General features: G+C 66.2%; 16 protein-coding genes and 1 tRNA gene. 11 read left to right on the top strand and 6 right to left on the bottom strand.

The window, feature by feature from the left end; all coding sequences use genetic code 11:
* Window positions 1–149: 149 nt before the first annotated feature.
* Window positions 150–2,096, bottom strand: a complete 1,947-nt coding sequence (gene acs, locus AUP43_RS10660) for an acetate--CoA ligase (RefSeq protein ID WP_067556433.1) — start codon at window positions 2,094–2,096, stop codon at window positions 150–152.
* Window positions 2,097–2,386: 290 nt separating this feature from the next.
* Here acs and AUP43_RS10655 point away from each other — a divergent pair, with 290 nt between their 5' ends.
* From AUP43_RS10655 to AUP43_RS10645, 3 genes are all read left to right on the top strand, one after another.
* Window positions 2,387–4,873 carry a mechanosensitive ion channel domain-containing protein gene (locus AUP43_RS10655; RefSeq protein ID WP_067556432.1) on the top strand — a complete coding sequence of 829 codons (2,487 nt, stop codon included), beginning with the start codon at window positions 2,387–2,389 and terminating at the stop codon, window positions 4,871–4,873.
* 169 nt (window positions 4,874–5,042) lie between these two features.
* Window positions 5,043–5,861: a PRC-barrel domain-containing protein gene (locus AUP43_RS10650; RefSeq protein ID WP_067556431.1), complete on the top strand. Its 819-nt coding sequence runs from the start codon at window positions 5,043–5,045 to the stop codon at window positions 5,859–5,861.
* A gap of 69 nt (window positions 5,862–5,930) precedes the next feature.
* Window positions 5,931–6,161 carry a hypothetical protein gene (locus tag AUP43_RS10645; protein WP_157089316.1) on the top strand — a complete coding sequence of 77 codons (231 nt, stop codon included), beginning with the start codon at window positions 5,931–5,933 and terminating at the stop codon, window positions 6,159–6,161.
* A gap of 137 nt (window positions 6,162–6,298) precedes the next feature.
* On the opposite strand, the gene AUP43_RS10640 is transcribed toward AUP43_RS10645, so the two are convergent.
* Window positions 6,299–6,372 (bottom strand) — tRNA-Gly (locus AUP43_RS10640).
* A gap of 153 nt (window positions 6,373–6,525) precedes the next feature.
* Between AUP43_RS10640 and AUP43_RS10635 the strand changes: the two genes are divergently transcribed.
* From AUP43_RS10635 to argE, 8 genes are all read left to right on the top strand, one after another.
* The gene (locus AUP43_RS10635) at window positions 6,526–7,719 is read left to right on the top strand and encodes an ABC transporter substrate-binding protein (RefSeq protein WP_067556428.1); all 1,194 of its coding nucleotides are present in this window, start codon (window positions 6,526–6,528) and stop codon (window positions 7,717–7,719) included.
* A gap of 1 nt (window position 7,720) precedes the next feature.
* Window positions 7,721–9,409 (top strand): ABC transporter permease, encoded by a 1,689-nt coding sequence (locus tag AUP43_RS10630; protein ID WP_067556425.1) that lies wholly within the window; start codon window positions 7,721–7,723, stop codon window positions 9,407–9,409.
* A gap of 25 nt (window positions 9,410–9,434) precedes the next feature.
* On the top strand, window positions 9,435–10,100 hold the full coding sequence (locus AUP43_RS10625) for an ATP-binding cassette domain-containing protein (RefSeq protein WP_067556422.1): 666 nt from the start codon (window positions 9,435–9,437) through the stop codon (window positions 10,098–10,100).
* A 264-nt stretch (window positions 10,101–10,364) separates the two neighbouring features.
* On the top strand, window positions 10,365–11,216 hold the full coding sequence (locus tag AUP43_RS10620; RefSeq protein WP_067556419.1) for an OmpA family protein: 852 nt from the start codon (window positions 10,365–10,367) through the stop codon (window positions 11,214–11,216).
* A gap of 189 nt (window positions 11,217–11,405) precedes the next feature.
* Window positions 11,406–11,798, top strand: coding sequence for a Co2+/Mg2+ efflux protein ApaG (gene apaG / locus AUP43_RS10615; RefSeq protein ID WP_067556416.1), 393 nt, complete (start codon window positions 11,406–11,408; stop codon window positions 11,796–11,798).
* A gap of 176 nt (window positions 11,799–11,974) precedes the next feature.
* The gene (gene folE, locus AUP43_RS10610) at window positions 11,975–12,649 is read left to right on the top strand and encodes a GTP cyclohydrolase I FolE (RefSeq protein WP_407668465.1); all 675 of its coding nucleotides are present in this window, start codon (window positions 11,975–11,977) and stop codon (window positions 12,647–12,649) included.
* A gap of 84 nt (window positions 12,650–12,733) precedes the next feature.
* The gene (locus AUP43_RS10605; RefSeq protein WP_232315050.1) at window positions 12,734–14,185 is read left to right on the top strand and encodes a TrkH family potassium uptake protein; all 1,452 of its coding nucleotides are present in this window, start codon (window positions 12,734–12,736) and stop codon (window positions 14,183–14,185) included.
* Between the two features lie 15 nt (window positions 14,186–14,200).
* Window positions 14,201–15,349 carry an acetylornithine deacetylase gene (argE, locus tag AUP43_RS10600; protein WP_232315048.1) on the top strand — a complete coding sequence of 383 codons (1,149 nt, stop codon included), beginning with the start codon at window positions 14,201–14,203 and terminating at the stop codon, window positions 15,347–15,349.
* Window positions 15,350–15,506: 157 nt separating this feature from the next.
* Here the strand turns inward: argE and AUP43_RS10595 are convergent, their stop codons facing one another.
* The 4 genes from AUP43_RS10595 to leuC all read right to left on the bottom strand — a co-directional run bounded on the left by AUP43_RS10595 (window position 15,507) and on the right by leuC (window position 19,218).
* The gene (locus tag AUP43_RS10595; RefSeq protein ID WP_067556413.1) at window positions 15,507–15,878 is read right to left on the bottom strand and encodes a Nif11 family protein; all 372 of its coding nucleotides are present in this window, start codon (window positions 15,876–15,878) and stop codon (window positions 15,507–15,509) included.
* Window positions 15,879–16,035: 157 nt separating this feature from the next.
* Window positions 16,036–17,151, bottom strand: a complete 1,116-nt coding sequence (gene leuB, locus AUP43_RS10590) for a 3-isopropylmalate dehydrogenase (protein WP_067556410.1) — start codon at window positions 17,149–17,151, stop codon at window positions 16,036–16,038.
* Window positions 17,152–17,165: 14 nt separating this feature from the next.
* Window positions 17,166–17,777, bottom strand: a complete 612-nt coding sequence (gene leuD / locus AUP43_RS10585) for a 3-isopropylmalate dehydratase small subunit (protein ID WP_067556407.1) — start codon at window positions 17,775–17,777, stop codon at window positions 17,166–17,168.
* A 22-nt stretch (window positions 17,778–17,799) separates the two neighbouring features.
* Window positions 17,800–19,218, bottom strand: a complete 1,419-nt coding sequence (gene leuC, locus AUP43_RS10580) for a 3-isopropylmalate dehydratase large subunit (protein ID WP_067556404.1) — start codon at window positions 19,216–19,218, stop codon at window positions 17,800–17,802.
* Between the last annotated feature and the right edge of the window lie 173 nt (window positions 19,219–19,391).

Genomic DNA, 19,391 nt, shown 5'->3' with positions numbered 1-19,391 from the left:
AGCAGGCGTCTCGAAGGACACGGCCATCGGCCTCCCCCCTCTCGCGCGCAAAAAAACACCCGGGGAGCAAGCTCCCCGGGCAGAATGTCGGTGTGCGTTCGCGTCGCAGTGACGCTTTCTGCGTCCCCGCCCGCTGACGATGCGTCGCGTCAGGATGGGCGGTTCATGCGGTTCTCGATGAGATCGTCGACCACGCCGGGATCGGCGAGGGTCGAGGTATCACCCAGAGCCTCATACTCATTTGCGGCAATTTTACGCAGAATGCGACGCATAATTTTGCCCGAGCGCGTTTTTGGCAGACCCGGCGCCCACTGGATCAGGTCCGGGCTGGCGATCGGGCCAATCTCCTTGCGCACCCACTGCACCAGTTCCTTGCGCAAGGCCTCGGTCGGTTCCTCGCCGGCGGTCAGCGTCACATAGGCGTAGATGCCCTGGCCCTTGATGTCGTGCGGGTAGCCGACCACGGCGGCCTCGGCGACCTTGGCGTGGGCGACCAGCGCGCTCTCCACCTCGGCCGTGCCCATGCGATGGCCGGACACGTTGATCACATCGTCGACGCGGCCGGTGATCCAGTAATAGCCATCCTCGTCGCGCCGCGCCCCGTCGCCGGTGAAATATTTGCCGGGGAAGGTGGCGAAATAGGTGTCGAAGAAGCGTTGATGGTCGCCATAGACGGTACGCATCTGCCCCGGCCAGCTGTCGGCGATGCAGAGGTTGCCTTCGGTGGCCCCCTCCAGCTTCTTGCCGTCATTATCCACCAGCTCCGGCTTCACACCGAAGAAGGGGCGGGTGGCGGAGCCGGGTTTCAGCGGCGTGGCGCCGGGCAGCGGACTGATCAGGATGCCGCCGGTCTCGGTCTGCCACCAGGTGTCGACGATGGGGGATTTCTCGTCGCCGACGACCCGGTAGTACCACAGCCAGGCTTCCGGATTGATCGGCTCGCCGACCGAGCCCAGCAGGCGCAGGCTGTCGCGCTTCGTCTTCTTCACCGGCCCCTCGCCGTCGCGCATCAGCGCGCGGATGGCGGTCGGCGCGGTGTAGAAGATATTCACCTTGTGCTTGTCGCAGACCTGCCAGAAGCGCGAGCCGTCGGGGTAGTTCGGCACGCCTTCGAACATCAGCGTGGTCGCCCCGTTCGCCAGTGGGCCATAGACGATGTAGCTGTGGCCGGTCACCCAGCCGACATCGGCGGTGCACCAGTAGATATCGCCATCGTGATAGTCGAAGACGTATTGATGCGTCATCGAGGTATAGACCAGATAGCCGCCGCCGCTGTGCAGCACGCCCTTCGGCTTGCCGGTGGAGCCGGAGGTGTAGAGGATGAACAGCGGGTCCTCCGCGTTCATCTCGGCCGGCGGGCAGTCGGCGGAAACCTTGGATGCGGCCTCGTGATACCAGATGTCGCGGCCATCCTGCCAGCCGACGGCGCCGCCGGTGCGCTTCACCACCACGACGCTGGTCACCTTCGGGCATTTTTTCAACGCCTCGTCGGCATTGGCCTTCAGCGGCACCTTGCGGCCGCCGCGCAAGCCCTCGTCGGCGGTGACCAGCACGGTGGAGTCGCAATCCTCGATGCGGCCGGCCAGAGCGTCCGGCGAGAAGCCGCCGAACACCACGGAATGCACCGCGCCGATGCGCGCGCAGGCCAGCATGGCGTAGGCGGCCTCGGGGATCATCGGCATGTAGATCGTCACCCGGTCGCCCTTCTGGACGCCCTGGGCCTTCAGCACATTGGCGAAGCGGCAGACCTGCTCGTGCAGCTCGCCATAGGTGATGTTCTTCTGTTCGTTCGGATCGTCGCCTTCCCAGATGATCGCCACCTGGTCGCGCCGTTTGGCCAGGTGCCGGTCGATGCAGTTGGCGGCGACGTTCAGCGTGCCGTCATGAAACCATTTGATGTGCAGGTCCTTCTTATCGAAGGAAACGTCCTTCACCTTGGTGTAAGGCTTGATCCAGTCGATCCGCTTGCCATGTTCGGCCCAGAAACCTTCCGGGTCTTTCACCGACCGCTCATACAGCTCGAAATAGCCCTTCTCGTCGATCCAGGCGGATTTCGCCCGGTCGTCGCGGATCGGTATCACGGTGGTTTCTGACATTGCTCGGACGTCTCCCTTGACTACGAGGCGCGCTTTTCCCGCAAGGCGGGCAGCGCGATTGGCGCCGGCCGGAACCGGGCGGCTGCTGCGCGAATTATCCATGTTGGGTCGCGTGGAAACAAGTCCAGGGAAACAAGGGCGCGGGGCAGCCCGTTACCAGGGGGCAGGGTGCCGAAAATCCGCCGCGACCTTGAGACATCCTGTCATCGGGTTATAGTCAGCCCCGAACCGTGCCCGAAAAAGCCGACCCGAAAAGCCGCCCCATAAGCCGCCAGGGATATAGAGACCGAATGCCGTATCGATCGACCCGCCTGTTCGCCGCGTTGCTGCTCGCCTGCCTCCTTTCGCTGCCCGTCGCTTCGGCCATGGCGCAAGCCTTGCCGGGGACGATGACATCCGGCGGTGGCGGCGAGCCGGCGCCAACCGAAGCGCAAGCCGAGGCGCAAACCGGCCCGAAGGCGGAATTGCAGTCGCTGGTCGATACGCTGAAGGACGATCAGCGCCGCCAGAATCTGATTCGCCAGATCGAGACCCTGATCCAGCTGCCCGCCGACGCCGTCACGGTCCCCCGCACGGCCCCTGCCGCCGCCGCAGCAGCGGCGGAGGAAGAAGGCATGCTGGGGCGCGGGCTGAGCGAGCTGTCCGAGCATGTCGGCGAGTTGAGCGGCGTGCTGGTCACCGGCATCGACCAGATCTTCAATCTCGACCGGTTCTGGGATTGGTCGGTGGCGGTCTTCTCCAACCCGGACTATCGCAACCGCCTGCTGCTGGCGCTGGGCAAGATCGCCCTGGTGGTCGCCGCCGGCTATGCCGCGCATTACATCGTGCGGCTGGCGCTGACCCGGCCGCGCCGCGCGCTGGCGGCGAAGGAGGCGATCCATCCGATCTTCGGCTGGCTGCTGCTGCTGCTGCGCGGCGCGCTGGAGCTGATTCCCATCGCCGCTTTCTTCGGCGCGGCGCAGGCGGTGATCGTGCTGACCAACATGGCGCCGCAAATCCGGCTGGCCTCGGTGGCGCTGATCTTCGCCTTCGTGCTGTCGCAGGTCATCATGGCCGGCTTCACCCTGCTGCTGGCGCCCAAGCATCCGGAACGCCGCCGCATCCCGCTCAGCGACGAAACCGCGAATTACCTGCATATCTGGGCGCGGCGCTTCACCTATCTCGCGGTGTTCGGGCTGATGGGCGCGCATGCCGCCGCCCTGCTGGGTCTGCCGCTGACGGTCTATGGCGTGCTGCGCAAGATCGTCTATCTGGCGCTGGCGGCGATGGCGGTCATCTTCATCCTGCAGAACCGCAAGCCGGTGGCCGAGGCGATGCGCGGTCCCGAGGACATGCCGGAGGAGCAGCGCCACAAGCCGATGTCACGCCTGCGACGTCGTCTCGCCGGCATCTGGCATTTGCTGGCGCTGCTTTATGTCGTCGCGGCCTTCGCGGTGCTGATCCTGGGCATCGCGGGCGGCTTCGCCTTCATCAGCCGGGCCACGGCGTTGACCCTGGTCGCCCTGGTGATCGGGCGCGTGATGTGGATATTGTTCGACCGGCTGATCATCCACGGCTTCTCGATCAATCCGGAGATGAAGCAGAAATTCCCGACGCTGGAATTGCGGGCCAACCGCTATCTGCCGATTCTCAGCACCGTGTTTCACGCGGCGATCATCGTGGTGGTCGGCGTGGCGATCCTGCAGGCCTGGGGCTTCAACGCCTTCGGCTACATCACCTCGACCGGCGGCCAGCGGCTGATCGGCACCATCATCAGCATCCTGATCATCCTGGGCGTGGCCGCCGTCGCCTGGGAATTCATCAGCCTGTTCGTCGAGCGCTATCTGAAGCGGCTGGACGAGAGCGGGCAGACCAACACCCGCGCCAAGACGCTGCTGCCGTTGATCCGCAATGCGCTGCTGATCGTCCTCATCACCATGGTCACGCTGATCGTGCTGTCGGAGCTGGGGGTGAATATCGCCCCGCTGCTGGCCGGCGCCGGCGTTGTCGGCCTGGCCATCGGTTTCGGCTCCCAGGCGCTGGTGAAGGACGTCATCACCGGCCTGTTCCTGCTGGTCGAGGACACCATCAATGTCGGCGACGTGGTGCAGGTGGGCACGCAATCCGGCGTGGTGGAGGCGATGTCGATCCGCACCATCAAGCTGCGCGATCTGGGCGGCAATTTGCACACCATCCCGTTCGGCTCGGTCGATATCATCACCAACATGACCAAGGATTACGGCCGGGCGGTCATCGATGTCGGCGTCGCTTACCGTGAGAATGTCGACGAGGTCATCGAGGTGCTGCGCAAGGTCGGCGAGGAGCTGGCGGCGGACGAGAATTACAAGGACACTATCACCGCCCCGATGGAGATTTTCGGCGTGCAGGCGCTGGCCGATTCTTCCGTCACCATCCGCTGCCGCTTCACCACCAAGGTCGGCATGCATTGGGCGGTGGGGCGCGAGATGAACCGCCGGATCAAGAACACTTTCGACAAGCTCGGCATCGAAATTCCGTTCCCGCACCAGACCCTGTATTTCGGCACCGACCAGAAAGGCGGCGCCCCGGCGGCCCATATCGTGCTGGAAAAGGCGCAGGCCGGTGAGGAACCCAAGCCGCGCACCATCCACGCCAATGCCGACGCTGCCATCGAGCAGGCGGCGGAAGGCGGGGAGAGCGTCTCCCCGCCGCCGGAACTGCGCGACCAGGCCGAAGCCAAGGCCAATGCCGCCAAGGAAGAAGCCGAGAAAGAGGCCGAAAAGGCGCGCGAAGACGCTGGCTTGCCGAAGAAGCCCTGATGTAAAAGCCCGGTATTCCATACTGAATCTGGGCATTCTTGTGATAACGGGAACGACTCCCTCCTCTCCGCCGTTGTGTTGGTTGAGTGAGGAGGGTTCGTTTTTCTGACGCCCTCCTTGTGCAGGCCGGTCATGAGGCCGGCAACGGCGACCCTGAGAGGAGGGAGTCATGCGCAAGGATCTTATCGCGACCGTTTCCGCCATCGCCCTGGCAGCCCCGCTGCTGCTGGCGACGGCCCCGGCCTCGGCGCAGAGCGCCGGCGTTTCGGGCAGCGCCACCACCCAGACCGATACCGGTGCCACCACGGGCGGCATCGGCGATACGGTGCGCGGCATCGGCAAGGATATCGGCGCTGCCGTCGATAGCGCCGTTAACGCCGGCAAGGATGTCGTGGCCGGCACCGGCGGGTTGACCAATACCCTGATCGGCAAGGCCGTCACCACGACCGACGGCAAGCAGGTCGGCAAGGTGAAGGATGTCGTTACCGGCGAAGGCGGCACCCAGGTGCAGCAGGTCATTATCGGCTCCGGCGGCGTCCTCGGCCTGGGCGAGAAGCAGATCGCCATACCGGCCGAGAAGGTCACCAGCAACGAGGTCGATGGCACGGTGAAGGTCGACATGACCGAAGCCGAGTTCAAGACGACCCTGGAGAACGCGGTCGCCCTCGGCACTGCCGGCGACGTCAAGGCGGCCGGCAAGGAGGTCAGCGGCTTCTCTACCGACTTGACCGCCATCGTCGGCAAGTCCGTGCAGTCCACCGACGGTAAGAAGGTCGGCGAGGTGAAGGACGTTGTCCTCGGCGCCGACGGTAAGGCGATCCAGGAAGTTGTTATCGGCACCGGCGGGTTGCTGGGGCTGGGCGAGAAAAAGCTCACCCTGCCGCCCAGCGAAATCCGCATGGACGAACAGGCCAAGGCCATCGTCGTCGGCATGACCGAGGCCGAGTTCAAGAAGGCCGTGGAGGCGGAGGTCAGCGTGGTGCGCTAAGGCGCGCCCGGCATGAGCCCCCAGGACCATCACTGTATTTTCGATTCCAGCAAGAGGAGGGAAGTTGATATGTCTATGAAGCCTTTGGCCGCTGTGGCCCTGATCGCCGGCATGGCGCTGGGCGCGTGTTCCGATCTGAATTCCACCCAGCAGCGCACCCTCACCGGCGGCGCGGCCGGTGCGGCGGGCGGTGCCGCGATCGGCGCCCTGACCGGCGGTAGCGCCGTGGGCGGCGCCCTGCTCGGCGGCGCTGCGGGCGCTGGCGGCGGCTATCTCTACGACCGCAGCAAGCGGGACTAATCCTCCCGCCTGACGTCTGCCGGGCCTCTCATCCCTGAGCCCGACAAACAGCGACGCCGCCCGATTGCTCGGGCGGCGTCGTCGCGTTTGGGGTTGGCTGGTTCAGGGCCCGAACCAACGCCGGGAAACGTCTTTTTTGGAGCGGGTGAAGGGAATCGAACCCTCGTCGTCAGCTTGGGAAGCTGCTGCTCTACCATTGAGCTACACCCGCACTATTGAGCTTCTTATAGGCGATGGAATCGGCCCCGGCAAGCGTCAGCCCTCCGCTATCATCAAAGCTGCGTGAGGCGGCGATGGGCGGCTGCCAATTCCGCCGGCAGCGCGCTATGACTGGATTTCCAGGACTATAGGCGGGGAGGGCGCGATGCGGCGATGGCTGGGTTCGGTGATGGTGCTGCTGGCGCTGGCGGCAGGGCCGGCACGCGCGGCGGATTGGCAGCAGACGCTGCAGGCCGCGCGCGGCCAGACGGTCTATTGGAACGCCTGGGCCGGGGATGAGCGCATCAACGCCTATATCCAGTGGGTCGCCGGGCGCGTGTCGGCGGAGTACGGCGTGTCGCTGCGCCATGTGAAGCTGGCCGATACCGCCGAGGCGGTGGCCCGCGTGCTGGCCGAAAAGGCCGCCGGGCGCGAGACGGACGGATCGGTCGACCTGATCTGGCTGAATGGCGAGAATTTCGCCGCGCTGAAGGAGAAGAACCTGCTCTACGGCCCCTTCACCGGCCGGCTACCGAATTTCGCGCTGGTCGATGTAACGGGCAAGCCGACCACGCTGGTCGATTTCACCGTGCCGACCGACGGGCTGGAAGCGCCCTGGGGCATGGCGCAGTTCGTCTTCATGATGGATACGGCGCGGGTATCGACCCCGCCGCGCAGCATTGCCGGCTTTCTCGACTGGGCGAAGGCCAATCCCGGCCGCTTCGCCTATCCCGCACCGCCGGACTTCATCGGCACCACCTTTCTGAAGCAGGCGCTGAGCGAACTGGCCGCCGACACCGCACCGCTGGCCGACCCCGCCGACGCCGCCGATTTCGCCGCCGTGACCGCGCCGCTTTGGGCCTATCTCGACCAGTTGCATCCGCATCTGTGGCGCGCGGGCAAAGGCTTCCCGAAAACCGGCCCGGCGCTGCGCCAGCTGCTGGACGATGGCGAGGTCGACATGGCGCTGTCCTTCCATCCGGGCGAGGCCTCGGCGCTGATCGCCGAAGGCCGGCTGCCGAACAGCGTGCGCACCTTCGTGCTGGAGGGCGGCACCATCGGCAACACGCATTTCGTCGCCATCCCGTTCAACGCCAAGGCGAAGGAGGGCGCGCTGGTCGTCGCCAATTTCCTGCTGTCGCCCGAGGCGCAGGCGCGCAAGCAGGACCCGGCCCATTGGGGCGACTTCACCGTGCTGGACCTGGACGCCCTGCCGGCCGAGGCGCAGAAGCGCTTCGCCGCCATCGAACGCGGCGTCGCCACCCTGTCCGACGCCGCGCTGGGCGTGGCCCTGCCGGAACCGCATCCGAGCTGGATGACCCGCATCGAAGAGGAATGGCAGAAGCGCTATAACCGCTAACATGCTGCGCCTCGTTCCGCCTCTGACGCTGCTGCTCTTCCTCGGCCCGGTGGCGGCGGGGCTGATCGGCACGCTGCTGCCGGCCTTCGGCTATCTGCCGGTGCTGGGTCTGCGGGTGGAACCGCTGGAGCCCTGGCGGGCGCTGTTCGCCTATCCCGGCCTCGGTGCCGCGCTGCGGCTGACGCTGACCAGCGGGTTGCTGGCCACGCTGATCTCCTTCCTGCTGGCGGTGGGGCTGTGCGCGGCCTTCCATGAGGCACGCTGGTTCGCCCGGCTGCGCGGGCTGCTGGCCCCGCTGCTGGCGCTGCCGCATGCGGCGCTGGCGATCGGCTTCGCCTTCCTGATCGCGCCCAGCGGCTGGCTGGCGCGCCTCGCCTCGCCCTGGCTGACCGGCTGGGAGCGCCCGCCCGACATCGCCATCGTGGCCGATCCCCAGGGCCTGGCGCTGACCGCCGCGCTGGTGATGAAGGAGACGCCCTTCCTGCTGCTGATGATCCTGGCGGCGCTGAACCAGGTGCCGGCCGACCGGCTGCTGCGCGTCGCCCGCGCGCTCGGCTATGGCGCGTCGATGGCCTGGCTGAAGGCGGTGCTGCCGCTGGTCCACCGGCAGATCCGCCTGCCGCTCTACGCCGTGCTTGCCTATGCGCTGTCGACGGTCGACATGGCTATCGTGCTCGCCCCCGGCACCCCGCCGCCGCTATCCGTGCTGGTGCTGCGCTGGTTCAGCGATCCGGACTTGTCGATGCGCTTCCAGGGGGCGGCCGGGGCGGTCGGGCTGTGCCTCATCGTCATTCTGGCGATCGCACTGTGCCGGCTGCTGGAGGCCGGCATCGCCCGCGTCGGCCGGACCTGGGCCGCCGGCGGGGCGCGCGGGGCAGGGCCGGCGGGACGCGCGCCAGGGCTGCTTGCCGGCGGCGTCGGCGCGCTGGCGCTGGGGCTGTCCGTGCTGTCGGTGGCCGGATTGGCGCTATGGTCCGTCGCCGCGGCCTGGCGCTACCCGGAGGCGCTGCCGCAAACGCTGACGCTGGCCGGCTGGATGCGCCAGGCCCCGGCGCTGGGCGTGCCGCTCTCCACCACGCTGTGGGTCGGGCTGGCCGCCACCGGGCTGGCGCTGCTGCTGGTGCTGGGCTGCCTGGAGCAGGAACAGCGCCAGGGCCGGGCGCTTTCCCCACGTGGGCTGTGGCTGCTCTATCTGCCGCTGCTGGCGCCGCAGGTGGGGTTCCTGTTCGGCGCGCAGGTGCTGCTGGTCTGGGCCGGGCTGGACGGCACGGCGCTGGCGCTGGTGTGGAGCCATCTGCTGTTCACCCTGCCATATCTTTTCCTGGCGCTGGCCGACCCCTACCGGGCGCTGGACGAGCGCTATGCCCGCGCGGCGCGGTGCCTGGGGGCGGGGCCGTTGCGGGTGTTCGCGCAGGTGACGCTGCCGATCCTGCTGAAGCCGGCGCTGATCGCCGCCGCCATCGGCTTCGCGGTATCGGTCGGCCAGTATCTGCCGACGCTCTTTGCCGGGGCCGGGCGCTATATGACGCTGACCACCGAGGCGGTCAGCCTGGCCGCCGGGGCGGATCGCCGCGTCGTCGGCATCTACGCCTTCCTGCAGGGCGCGCTGCCGTTCCTTGGCTTCAGCCTGGCGCTGCTGCTGCCGGCGCTGCTCTATCGCCGCCGGGCGGGCCTCAAGGGGGCGCTATGAGGGGGGGCGCTATGAGGGGGGCATTATGAGGGCGCTGGAGGTGCGGGGCGTTCGGCTGCTGCTGAATAGCCGGCCATTGATCGGGCCGCTCGACCTTTCCCTGGCGGAAGGCGAGGCGGCGGCGCTGATGGGCCCCAGCGGCGTCGGCAAATCCAGCCTGCTGGCCTATCTGTGCGGCACGTTGCCGCCGGCCTTCACGGCCGAGGGCAAGGTGCTGCTGGAGGGGGTGGATATAACCGCCCTGCCGCCGCAGCGCCGGCGCATCGGCATTCTGTTCCAGGACGATCTGCTGTTCCCGCATCTGTCGGTCGGCGGCAATCTGGGCTTCGGCCTGCCGGCCGGGGTGCGCGGCCGGGCGCGGCGGGAGCGCATAGAGGCGGCGCTGGCGGAGGCCGACCTGGCCGGCTTCGCCGCGCGCGACCCGGCCACCCTGTCCGGCGGGCAGCGCGCGCGGGTGGCGCTGATGCGCACGCTGCTGTCCGAACCGAGGCTGCTGTTGCTCGACGAACCGTTCGGCAAGCTCGACGCGGAACTGCGCGCCCGCTTCCGCCGCTTCGTGTTCGATCATGCGGCGCGGCGACGGCTACCGATTTTGCTGGTGACCCATGATCCGGCGGACGTGCCGCCCGCCGCGCGGCGTATCCTTTTGGAATCCTTGGCGGGTTCGCAGGAAGGTATTGGGCTGCGCTGAGCCGGCCGGGCGTCGCGGTATCCTGATGGATATATTTTTTTGGCTAAATGGCATAACCCCCGGAACCTTCCGTTCGGCCCATCGGTTCTAATTGGCATCGAGGATATACGGCACAGCACGGTATCGGCCTCGACGGTTCGCCCCGGAAGCGCCTGCGCTGACAGGCATGGTGGGACCAGACGATGCCAAAGGAACAACGCCGCGGGTACGCGACCATGCAGCGGCACTGGAACGAAGAAAGGGGTCCCCATGACTCTTAACGCAATGAAAACCCTCTCAGTCGGCGCGATGGCCATGCTTGCCGCAGGTTGCGCCAATTATGGAAATCTGGACAAGATTCGCACTGTCCAGCCGACCGGCGCGTCCGAGTTCAACCAGGCACTGACCCTCGAATATCGCGATCTCGCGAATTTCGAGGAAAAGGAAATGTATGATTGGCCGGACGCCGTGCGCTGGTCGGAAAAGGGCCTTGCGGCTTCCCGCAACGAGCTGGTGCTGCCGGAAGAGCTGAGCCAGTGGGACCTGCCGTCGGATAAGGTGCCGGAGCTGACCCAGGCCCGCGCCCGCCTGATGACGGCGCTGGACAATACCGCGCGCACCAAGGCGCCGGTGCCGGCCGCCCAGGCCCAGGTTCTGTTCGATTGCTGGGTCGAGCAGCAGGAAGAGAACTGGCAGTGGAACCACATCGCCGCCTGTCGCGACCGTTTCCTGCAGGCGATGAAGGAAGTTGACGCCGCGATGGCCCCGAAGGCCGCCCCGGCCCCGCAGCCCGCCGCCACCCCGGCCCCCTCCGGTCCGTACACCGTGCTGTTCGCCTTCGACAGCGCCCAGCTGACCCCGGACGGTCTGCGCATGGTGCGCAACGCCGCCACCGCCGCGCGTAACCAGAATCTGCCGATCGGCGTCATCGGTCATGCCGATGCCTCGGGCCCGAACGACTACAATATGCGCCTGTCGATCCGCCGCGCGGAATCGGTGCGTGACGCTCTGGTCGCCGACGGCATCGCCGCCAGCCGCATTACCACCTCGGGTCAGGGCGAAAGCGATCTCGCCGTGCCGACCCCGGACGGTGTGCGCGAACAGGCCAACCGCCGTGTCGTGATCCTGTTCCGCTAATCCCGGACAGGTTGACGGAAAGGACGCCCGGCGCCACAGCGCCGGGCGTTTTTCGTTGCGCGCAAAGGCGCGGCGAACGCACGGGCCTTGGAAAAACACTTTCATGGCTTTAACTATCCTGTCATGACGGATCAACGGACGCGCGCCGTTCCGCCGTCAAATCGCCAGCCGCTACGCGGGAGTCCCGCCATGTACAGCCAGACCACGCAGGCCATCTGCGTCACGGTGCAGCCGATCTATCTGGAAGATCAGTCCTCCCCGGCGGAGGGGCATTATGTCTGGGCCTACCAGGTCCGCATCGAGAATCAGGGCAACCGCACCGTGCAACTGCGCCGCCGGCATTGGCGCATCACCGACGCCAGGGGCCGCACCCAGGAAGTGCGAGGCGACGGCGTGGTTGGCGAACAGCCGGTGCTGCGGCCGGGCGAGAGCTTCGAATATACCAGCGGCACACCGCTTCCCACCCCGTCGGGCATCATGGTCGGCAGCTATACGATGGAGAGCGAGGCGGGAGAGATGTTCGACATCGGCATTCCGGCCTTTTCGCTGGACAGCCCGCACGAGGCGGTGCGGCTGAATTAGCCGCCGAAAGCGCCTATATACGCAGCGAATGGCTGCCCGGTTCACATCGCGCTGCGGTTAAGAGTTTTTTTCGTGTTACGGCTTGAAGCGGGCTGATCCGGCGCCAATTCCACGGAACCGATAACACCCCGCTGCGCTTAGTAACGATAGAATGCAGCGATATCTCGGGGATCAAGATGAAGAAGACAACGGCCGATGCCGCGATGACCCCTCTGGTTCGCCGTTCCACCGACCCGGCCAAGCTGGCCGTGCCGCCGGCCCTGCCGCGCCCGACGCGCGAGGAGGCGGAGGCGGCGGTGAAAACCCTGCTGCTCTGGGCCGGGGAAGACCCCGCCCGCGAAGGGCTGCTCGACACGCCGAAGCGCGTCGCCAAGGCCTATGAGGAATGGTTCGGCGGCTATTCGGTCGATCCGGTCGACATGCTGAAGCGCACCTTCGACGAGACCGACGGCTATGACGAGATGGTGTTGCTGCGCGACATCCGCTTCGTCTCGCATTGCGAGCATCACATGGCCCCCATCGTCGGCCGGGCGCATATCGCCTATCTGCCGCTGAACCGCGTGGTCGGCATTTCCAAGCTGGCGCGCGTGGTCAATGCCTATGCCCGCCGGATGCAGATTCAGGAACGGCTGACGGCGCAGATCGCCAACACCATCAACGACGTGCTGGAGCCCAAGGGCGTCGCCGTGGTGATCGAGGCCGAACATGGTTGCATGACCTCTCGCGGGGTGAACACCCACGGCACTTCCATGGTCACCAGCCGCATGCTGGGCGCCTTCCGCACCGACCCCAGCACGCGCCGGGAATTCCTCACCATGATCGGCAATCCGCAAAACACCGCGATGCTGTAGGGCGGGGGCGAACCGCGCCGCTGGACATGGGGCGGCGTTTCGCCTTTGATCGGGCGATGCATTCCCAGCCCCTCCAGGTATAGCTTGTTCGCCCTTAGCCCCGTCTTCTACATCGTCGGCATCATGCTCACCATCCTCGCGGCGGCGATGGCGGTGCCGGCGCTGGTCGACCTCATCGCCGGCTATGCGGATTGGCAGATTTTCGGCGCGTCGGCGCTGGTGACGCTGTTCTGCGGCGTCTCCATCATGCTCACCACCCAGGGCAAGCGCACCACCGCGCTCAATCTGCGCCAGGCCTTCCTGCTGACCACGCTGATCTGGACGGTGGTGGCGGTGTTCGGCGCGCTGCCCTTCGCCTTCTCCGACCTGAAGCTCAGCTATACCGATGCCTTCTTCGAGGCGATGTCGGGGGTGACCACCACCGGCTCCACCGTCATTGTCGGGCTGGACCATGCGCCGCCGGGCCTGCTGCTGTGGCGTGCGCTGCTGCAATGGCTGGGCGGCATCGGCATCGTGGTGATGGCGATGGGGCTGTTGCCGATGCTCTCGGTCGGCGGCATGCAGCTGTTCAAGACCGAAGCCTTCGACACGCCGGAGAAGGTGCTGCCGCGCGCCGCGCGCTTTGCCGGTTGGCTCAGCGTCATCTATGTCGGCATCACCCTGCTTTGCGCGCTGGCGCTGTATTTCGCCGGCATGAGCGGCTTCGACGCCGTCGCCCATGCAATGACCACCATCGCCACCGGCGGCTATTCGACCAAGGACGCCTCGGTCGGGCATTTCGACAATCCGACGATCGACTGGATCGTCACCATCGGCATGCTGCTGGGCAGCCTGCCCTTCATCGCTTATCTGAAGATGCTGCGCGGCGATTCCCGAATGCTGCTGCATGACAGCCAGATACGCTGGTTCCTGTGGATCGCCGTGCTGGCCAGCATGGCGGCGGCGATCTGGCAGGTTTTCACGCTGAACGAGCATCCGCTGGACGCCCTGCGGCATGGTTTCTTCAACTGCGTGTCGGTGATGACCGGCACCGGCTTCGCCACCACCGATTTCGGGCAGTGGGGCGGTTTCGCCATGGCGCAGATGCTGGTGCTGATGTTCATCGGCGGCTGCGCCGGCTCCACCACCTGCGGCATCAAGATTTTCCGCGTGCAGATCGCCTACGCCACCGCGCGCGCCCAGATGGGCCGCCTGCTGCGGCCGCACGGCGTCTTCATTCCGTACTACAACAAGAAGCCGGTGCCCGAGGAGGTGTCGAACGCCGTCATGGGTTTTTTGGTGGTCTATATGCTGTGCTTCCTGGTGCTGGCGATGGTGCTGGGCGCGCTGGGGCTGGATTTCGTGACGGCGGTTTCAGGCGCGGCAACGGCGATCAGCAATGTCGGGCCGGGGCTGGGCGACATTATCGGCCCGGCAGGCAATTTCGCACCCCTGCCAGACGCGGCCAAATGGGCTTTATCGCTTGCCATGCTGATGGGCCGGCTGGAATTGTTCACCGTCCTTATCCTGCTCGCGCCTTCCTTCTGGCGCGGCTAATTCCGGAGAATATGCGTGACCTCGCTTGAGATGATCCGCCGGCTTGTCGGCTATGACACCACCTCCGCCCTGTCGAATCTGGCGCTGATCGAGGATGTGAAAGCCTACCTCGCCAGCCATGGCGTCGAGAGCCGGCTGACCTATGACGAGGCGCACGGCAAGGCCAATCTGTTCGCCACCATCGGCCCGAAGGACAAGGGCGGCGTGGTGCTGTCCGGCCATACCGACGTGGTGCCGGTGACCGGCCAGCCCTGGGACACCGACCCGTTCGAGGTGGTGGAGAAGGATGGCAGGCTGTATGGCCGCGGCACGTCGGACATGAAGAGCTTCATCGCCATTGGCCTGGCCCTGGTGCCGGAGATGGTGAAGGCCGACCTCAAGGTGCCGATCCACTTCGCCCTGTCCTATGACGAGGAGGTGGGCTGCTTCGGCGTGAAGCACCTGCTCGCCGACATCGTCGCCAATCTGCCGCTGCCGCGCGCCGTCATCATCGGCGAACCGACGGAGATGCGGCTGATCACTGGCCATAAGGGCGTGTCGGACTACCGGGTGAAGGTGCGCGGCGTGGCCGGCCATTCCAGCATGCCGCAGAACGGCGTGAACGCCATCTTCGCCGCCTCGACGTTGATCGAGGCGGTCAAGCGCATGCAGGAGGAGGCGAAGCAGCGCCTCAGTGCGCAGGATTTCGAGCCGCCCTACAGCACCTACAATATCGGCCGCATCGATGGCGGCACGGCGGGCAACATCATCGCCCAGGATTGCGATTTCTCGGTCGAGATCCGCGTCATCCCGGAAGATGATGCCGCGGCCCTGGAGGCAGCGCTCTATCGCGAGGTGGCGGCGCTCGACGCGGCGCTGAAGGCGCAGCACCCGCAGGCCGGGGCGAGCGTCAGTCTGAATGCCGGCGTGCCGCCGCTGCGCCCCGAAACCGATGGCGCCGCCGAGGCGCTGCTGAAGCACCTGACCGGCATCAACCAGACCGGCGTCGTCGCCTTCGCCACCGAGGGCGGGCTGTTCCAGGATGCCGGCATGTCGACCATCATGTGCGGCCCCGGCTCCATCGTTCAGGCCCACCAGCCGAACGAGTTCATCGCCCTGTCGCAGGTCGAGGCCGGCGAGGTCTTTCTGCGCAAGCTGGTCGCCTGGGCGCGGACGGCGGATTGAAAGCTAACCCATTGATGCAGGAGGCTATACGCTACGCTCAAGGGCAGCGTACAGCCGACCGGAGCCGCCCGTACCCTGCTGCACGTCATGGAACAGGAACCTGACGCGGTACGCCGTGTAACTGTCCAGCCAGCGGAATAGTTGAATCCTGCGTGCGTCAGAAGCCCAGCCAGAATTCGCGTTTCGACGGGTCGAAGCCATTCTGGGTGTTCGAGATGCTGCCATACACCGCGCCAGGCAGACTCAGGGCGCCGAGGCCCAGATTCAGCCCCAGCCCAAAGATGCCGCCATTCACCGTATCGAGCGTCGTGTCGTCCAGCTCCCCGTTTTTGGCCTGGAGGAGCAGGGTATTGAAGGCATCGATATCGGCACTACCGATGGCGTGACCCTCAGCCTTGGCGAAGGCGATGACATGCGGGGCCGCGTCAGTGCCTTCCGGCAGGCTGCCGATCATTGCCTGAAAGCGCTGTTTCAGCGCCTCGTCCTGTTGCAGGGTCTGTACAAAACCGCCGAATTCTTCAAGTGACATCGCGTGTCCTCCCTCTGATGACAGGAGGAAGTCTTGCCGCTTTGCCCAGTGGGCACTTGACCGCGCGTTCTGTAACGCCATGCATTCTGTCCCGGCGCATGAAAAAGGGCGGCTCCTCGCGGAGCCGCCCTCTTAGTCTCGGCAGGGCCGAACCGGCTCAGGCGGCCAGCTTGTCCAGTTCGCGCAGCAGCGTGTCGCCCATCACGGTGGTGGAGACCTTGGCGGTGCCGGGCGCGTAGATATCGGCGGTGCGGAAGCCGGCGTTCAGCACGTTGGTGATCGCCGTTTCCACCATGTCGGCATCTTCCTGCATGTCGAAGGAATAGCGCAGCAGCATGGCGAAGCTGAGCAGCTCGGCCAGCGGGTTGGCGATATCCTTGCCGGCGATGTCCGGGGCGGAGCCGTGCACCGGCTCGTACAGCGCCATGCGGCGGCCGGTGGTCGGGTCTTCCGCGCCCAGCGAGGCCGACGGCAGCATGCCGAGCGAGCCGGTCAGCATCGCCGCGCAGTCGGACAGCATATCGCCGAACAGATTGTCGGTGACGATCACGTCGAACTGTTTCGGATAGCGCACCAGCTGCATGGCGCAATTGTCGGCATACATGTGATGCAGCTCAATGCCCTGGCCCTCGGCCTCGTGCAGCTTGGTCACGGTCTGGCGCCACAGCACGCCGGTGTGCATGACGTTGGCCTTCTCGACCGAATGCACCTTGCCGCCGCGCTTGCGCGCCAGCTCGAAGGCGACGCGCGCGACACGCTCGATCTCCGGCGTGGTGTAGACCTGGGTGTCGACGGCCCGCTTGGTGCCGTCGGCCAGCGTCTCGACGCCGCGCGGCTCGCCGAAATAGACGCCGCCTGTCAGCTCGCGCAGGATCATGATGTCCAGCCCCTCGACCAGCTCGCGCTTGAGGGACGAGGCGTCGGCCATCGCCGGGAACACCATCGCCGGGCGCAGATTGGCGAACAGGTCCATCTCCTTGCGCAAGCGCAGCAGGCCGCGCTCCGGCTTCTGCTCGAACGGCAGATCGTCCCATTTCGGGCCGCCGACGGAGCCGAACAGCACGGCGTCCACCTGCAGCGCGTCGGCCATGGTCTCGTCGGTCAGCGGGGTGCCGTGCGCGTCGATGGCCGCACCGCCGCACAGGCCTTCCTGCAGATCGAAGGAGACGTGGCGGCGCTTATCCATCCAATCCACCACGCGGCGGACCTGGCGCATCACCTCCGGCCCGATGCCGTCGCCGGGCAGGACCAGCAGTTTCTTATTGGAAGCCATTCTTCTTTCCTTGTTCAGGCGGCGAGCCAGGGCTGGGAGAGCTTCAGCTTCTCTTCGTAGCCGGCGATCTTGGTGTCCTTCTGCAGGGTCAGGCCGATATCGTCCAGGCCGTTGATCAGGCAGTGCTTGCGGAAGCTGTCGACCTCGAAGGCGATCGTCTCGCCGCTCGGGCGGGTGATCTCCTGCTTCTCCAGGTCGATGGTGATGCGGGCATTGGCGCCCAGCTTTGCATCTTCCATCAGCTGTTCGACGATCTCCTCCGGCAGCTTGATCGGCAGCAGGCCGTTCTTGAAGCAGTTATTGTAGAAGATGTCGGCGAAGCTGGGGGCGATGACGGCGCGGATGCCGAAATCCTTCAGCGCCCAGGGCGCATGTTCGCGCGAGGAACCGCAGCCGAAATTGTCGCCCGCCACCAGGATCTCGGCCTTGGTGTAGGGCTCCTTGTTCAGCACGAAGTCCGGGTTTTCCTTGCCGGTCGAATCGCGGCGCATCTCGTCGAACAGGAACTGGCCGAGGCCGGTGCGCTTGATCGTCTTCAGATACTGCTTCGGGATGATCATATCGGTGTCGATATTGACCATCGGCAGGGGGGCGGCGATGCCGGTGAGCGTGGTGAACTTGTCCATTTTCTTTTCTCCCGCCGGTCGGTTAGCGCATCAGCTCGCGGACGTCGGCGATACGGCCGGTGATGGCCGCCGCCGCGGCCATGGCCGGGCTCATCAGATGGGTGCGCCCGCCGCGACCCTGGCGGCCCTCGAAATTACGGTTCGAGGTGGAGGCGCAGCGCTCGCCGGGGGCCAGCTTGTCGGCGTTCATCGCCAGGCACATGGAGCAGCCCGGCTCGCGCCAGTCGAAGCCGGCCTCCTTCAGGATCACGTCCAGCCCCTCATCCTCGGCCTGCTGCTTCACCAGGCCGGAGCCGGGAACCACCATGGCGCGGATATTGGCGGCCACCTTGCGGCCCTTGGCCACCTCGGCCACCGCTCGGATATCCTCGATGCGGCCGTTGGTGCAGGAGCCGATGAAAACGGTATCGACCTTGACGTCGGAAATCTTCATGCCCGGCGTCAAATCCATATAGGCGAGCGAGCGTTCGATGGCCTCGCGCTTGCCGGGGTTCGGCGCGCTGTCCGGGCTCGGCACGGTGCCGGTGACCGGGGCCACGTCCTCCGGGCTGGTGCCCCAGGTGACGGTCGGCACAAGGTCGCCGGCGTCCAGCTCGACCTCCTTGTCATAGACCGCGCCCGCGTCGGACGGCAGGGTCTTCCAGAAGGCGACCGCCTGTTCCCAGGCGGCGCCCTTCGGCGCCATCGGCTTGCCCTTGATATAGCCGTAGGTGATCTCGTCCGGGGCGATCAGGCCGGCGCGCGCGCCTGCCTCGATCGACATGTTGCAGATCGTCATCCGGGCTTCCATGGAGAGCTTGCGGATCGCCTCGCCCGCATACTCGATCACATAGCCGGTGCCGCCGGCGGTGCCGATCTTGCCGATGATGGCCAGCACCAGATCCTTGGAGGTGACGCCGAACGGCAGATCGCCCTTCACGGTCACGCGCATGTTCTTGGCCGGGGCCTGCACCAGCGTCTGGGTGGCCAGCACATGCTCGACTTCCGAGGTGCCGATGCCGAAGGCGAGCGAGCCGAACGCGCCATGCGTCGCGGTATGGCTGTCGCCGCACACAATGGTCATGCCCGGCAGGGTGAAGCCCTGCTCCGGCCCGATGATGTGGACGATGCCCTGGCGGGCGTCGGTCATGCCGAAATAGGGGACGCCGAACGCCTTAACGTTGGATTCCAGCGTCTCGACCTGGATGCGGCTTTCCTCGTCGGCGATGCCCTTGGAACGGTCGCTGGTGGGCACGTTATGGTCGGCGACGGCCAGCGTGTATTCCGGGCGGCGAACCTGGCGGCCGGAGGTGCGCAGACCCTCGAAGGCCTGCGGGCTGGTGACTTCATGCACCAGATGCCGGTCGATATAAATCAGGCAGGTGCCGTCGTCCTGGACGTCGACGAGATGATTCTGCCAAATCTTATCGAACAGGGTGCGTGGCTTGGATGTTGCGGTCACGGCTGGCGGTCCCCTCACTCACTGGCTGGTCTACGGGTTTACGGCCGGGTTGTCCCCGGCGCTTGGCCGCTTAGCTTAGACCCGCCGGTGCGGGCGCACCAAGCAGCATGCAATCCGGTCTGCTATGCGAGAACGGGCGGGAAATCCCCGCCCGCGCCCGATAGAACCGTATC

It is taken from the genome of Oceanibaculum pacificum (assembly GCF_001618175.1).
Lineage (GTDB): Bacteria > Pseudomonadota > Alphaproteobacteria > Oceanibaculales > Oceanibaculaceae > Oceanibaculum > Oceanibaculum pacificum.
Note: the sequence above shows the minus strand (reverse complement) of the source record. Positions and strands in the feature narration are given on the sequence as shown.